This is a genomic window from Mycobacterium sp. TH-M15 (assembly GCF_057473705.1).
The window spans coordinates 1-2,878 of the sequence record NZ_JBYCLB010000463.1 but is presented as its reverse complement, the minus strand read 5'-3'; the positions used below and the strand labels follow the sequence as shown (position 1 = coordinate 2,878).

At 75.9% G+C, this 2,878-nt stretch carries 4 protein-coding genes; 1 reads left to right on the top strand and 3 read right to left on the bottom strand.

The window, feature by feature from the left end:
• From AC2VNT_RS11220 to AC2VNT_RS11210, 3 genes are all read right to left on the bottom strand, one after another.
• A partial coding sequence (locus AC2VNT_RS11220; RefSeq protein WP_486946924.1) for an adenosylcobinamide-GDP ribazoletransferase occupies positions 1–311 on the bottom strand: 311 nt, incomplete at its 3' end.
• Complete coding sequence (gene cobT, locus AC2VNT_RS11215) at positions 308–1,357, bottom strand: nicotinate-nucleotide--dimethylbenzimidazole phosphoribosyltransferase (RefSeq protein ID WP_486946923.1); 1,050 nt, start codon at positions 1,355–1,357, stop codon at positions 308–310. The genes cobT and AC2VNT_RS11220, both read right to left, overlap by 4 nt.
• Positions 1,358–1,382: 25 nt before the next feature.
• On the bottom strand, positions 1,383–2,075 hold the full coding sequence (locus AC2VNT_RS11210; RefSeq protein WP_486946922.1) for a DUF3043 domain-containing protein: 693 nt from the start codon (positions 2,073–2,075) through the stop codon (positions 1,383–1,385).
• A gap of 95 nt (positions 2,076–2,170) precedes the next feature.
• Here AC2VNT_RS11210 and AC2VNT_RS11205 point away from each other — a divergent pair.
• A partial coding sequence (locus AC2VNT_RS11205; protein ID WP_486946925.1) for a glycerate kinase occupies positions 2,171–2,878 on the top strand: 708 nt, incomplete at its 3' end.

The following is a 2,878-nucleotide window of genomic DNA, read 5'->3' as shown; positions in this document are numbered from 1 at the left end:
GACCCGTCCCGCATCACCCGCAGCGCCTCCGCGGGCGGGCGATAACTGCCTAACCCGTCGGCGGTGTCGGCGACCCCGTCGATGTGCAGCCCGCGGGTCACGACCAGCAGCGCGGCCACCGCCAGCAGCCCGGTCAGCGGATTGCCCGCACCGAACGCCAAGCCGGCGGCCCAGGTCACCGCGGCGGCCAGCCCACCCAGGGCGACACCCACCACCGGCAGCGCGGTCACCGTGCCGCGGCCCACCGGAGGCGGGCCGGGCACCGGCAGCACGGTCGCGAATGCGAACGCACTCCCCAGCGAACGGATCATGGCGACGGCTGCCCGGCGACTCCGGCCTCGTCGAAGGTGGCCGTCGACGCCAACGCGGCCACCGCCGACCGCAGCACCGGCAGCGCCACCGCCGCGCCGGTGCCTTCGCCCAGCCGCATTCCCAGATCCAGGATCGGCTCCAGACCCAGCCGCGCCAGCGCCAAACCGTGCGCCGGCTCGGTCGAGCGGTGCCCGGCCCGCCACCACTTCCGGGCACCGGGGGCCAGCTCCTCGGCGACCAGCGCGGCCGCCGTCACCGCCAGCCCGTCGAGCAGCAGCGGGGTGCGCCGCGCCGCGGCCTGCGCGCAGAATCCAGCCAGCGCGGCCAGGTCCGCCCCGCCGCAGCAGCCCAGCAGCCCGATCGGGTCGGATGTCAGCGTCCGGGCCCGGAACAGCGCGTCGCGGACCGCCGCCACCTTCCGGGCCCACCCGGCGTCGTCGACACCGGTGCCGTACCCGACCGCCCGCACCGGTTCGTTGCCGGTGAGTGCGGCCACCAGAGCCGTTGCCGCGGTGGAGTTTCCGATGCCCATATCACCGGCGATCAACAGGTCGGCGCCGGAGTCGACCTCGTCGTCGGCGACCTTCCGGCCCGCGTCGACGGCGGCCACCGTCTCGTCGGCGGTCAGCGCGTCCTCGACCCGGATGTCACCGCTGCCGCGACGGACCTTGTACCGGCCGATCCGTTCCGTCGGCGGGTCGGCGTCGACGGCCAGATCCACCACCCGGACTTCGGCGCCCGCCACGGTGGCCAGCGCGTTGATCGCCGCACGGCCGGCGGCCATGGCGGCCACCATCTGCGCGGTCACCTCCGACGGGAAGGCGGAGACCCCGGCGCCGGCCACGCCGTGGTCCCCGGCGACCACCACCACCCGGACCCGCTGAAACTGCCGCGGCGGGCAGCGCCCCTGACAGGCGGCCACCCACACCGACAGGTCCTCCAGCCGGCCGAGCGTGCCGGGCGGCTTGGCCAGCGTGTCCTGGCGGGTCCGGGCCGCCGCGGCCGTGGCCGGATCCGGCGGTGTGATCGGTGCGAACTCCAGCACGACGGGTCCGGGTCCCACCCGACGGTCAGCCGAGCCGTTCGCCGCGACGCACCAGCGGTCGCGGCGCCCGCATACGACGCAGCTGCGAAGCCCGGCTGGCGGCGTAGAAGCCCAGCTTCCAGCGGCTTTCGACGTTGTCCGGGAACTTGGCGTCGACCAGCTTGGTCACCTTGCGGGCCAGCAGCACCCCGTCCACGGCCATCGCCGCCATCAGCACCATCATCGCCAGCGACACGAAGACCTGCAGCTGCGGAGCCGGTGCCGCCATCGTCATGAACAGCAGGCCCAGCGCCGCGGGCAGGAACAGGCCGAGGACGTTGTAGCGCGCGTCCACCACGTCGCGAACGTAGCGGCGCACCGGTCCGCGATCGCGGTCGGTCAGGTACCTCTCGTCGCCGCCCAGCATCCCGTCCCGCCGCTCTGCCATCCGCTCCCGGCGCTGATCCTTCTGGGCGCGGCGTTCCTCGCGGCTGAGCTTCGGTCCGGCCAGTGCCTTGCGTCGGGCACGCGCCTCGGCCGAGGTCATCGGTGCCGGCGCCACCGGGCCGCGACGCCGCGCCGCGTCGCGTCTGGGCGTCGGCCGGCCCTTCGGCGCCGTCGTCTGCAGGGCGGACGCCCCGGCGTCAGCGGTGAGTTCGACGGCGTCTTCGGCGGTGGTCAGCTCGATGGAGTCCTCGGCGGCGGCGGAGTCGCCCCGCCGGCGTCCCGGCAGCTTCATGTCGGCCAGCCTACTGGCCCCGGATGCGGCTTTATTACGCTGCGGGTATGGCGGGTATGGTCGGCGCGGCGACGTCCGCCGCTCCGCCGACGCCGCTGCGGGTGCTGATCGCCCCGGACAGTTACGGGGAGACGCTGACCGCGGTGCAGGCTGCGGCCACCATCGCCGCCGGCTGGCATCGCACCCGCCCGTCCGACCGGCTCACCATCGCCCCGCAGTCCGACGGTGGGCCCGGCTTCGTGGCCGTGCGGGCCAGCCGGCTGGGGGAGCTGCGGGAGCTGCGGGTGAGCGGCCCGCTCGACGACGACGTCACCGCGGAATGGGTGTTCGACCCGGCCACCGCGACGGCGTATCTGGAGTGTGCGCAGGCGTGCGGGCTCGGCCTGATCGGTGGGCCGCCGTCGCCGGAGACCGCGTGGGCGGCGCAGAGCGGGGGGGTCGGCCAACTGATCGCCGCCGCGGTGCGGGCCGGCGCCGAACGGATCGTGGTCGGCCTGGGCGGCAGTGCCAGCACCGACGGCGGCCGCGGCCTGGTCGACGAGCTCGGCGGGCTGGCCGCGGGGCGTCGCCTGCTGGCCGCAACCGACGTGGTCGCCGCCTCCGACGTGGAGTACCCGCTGCTCGGCCCGTGGGGGTCGGCGCGCGTGTTCGGACCGCAGAAGGGCGCCGACCCCGCCACGGTCACCGCGCTCGAGCAGCGCCTGGCGGCGTGGGCGGTGCAGCTCGACCGGGCGGCCGGGCGCCCGGTGAGCGCCGCGGCCGGCGCCGGCGCCGCCGGCGGCATCGGTGCGGCTCTGCTCGCC

Coding starts and splice junctions, on each gene's coding strand:
- AC2VNT_RS11210 (WP_486946922.1), bottom strand. CDS start 2,075: ATGAAGCTGCCGGGACGCCGGCGGGGCGACTCCGCCGCCGCCGAGGAC.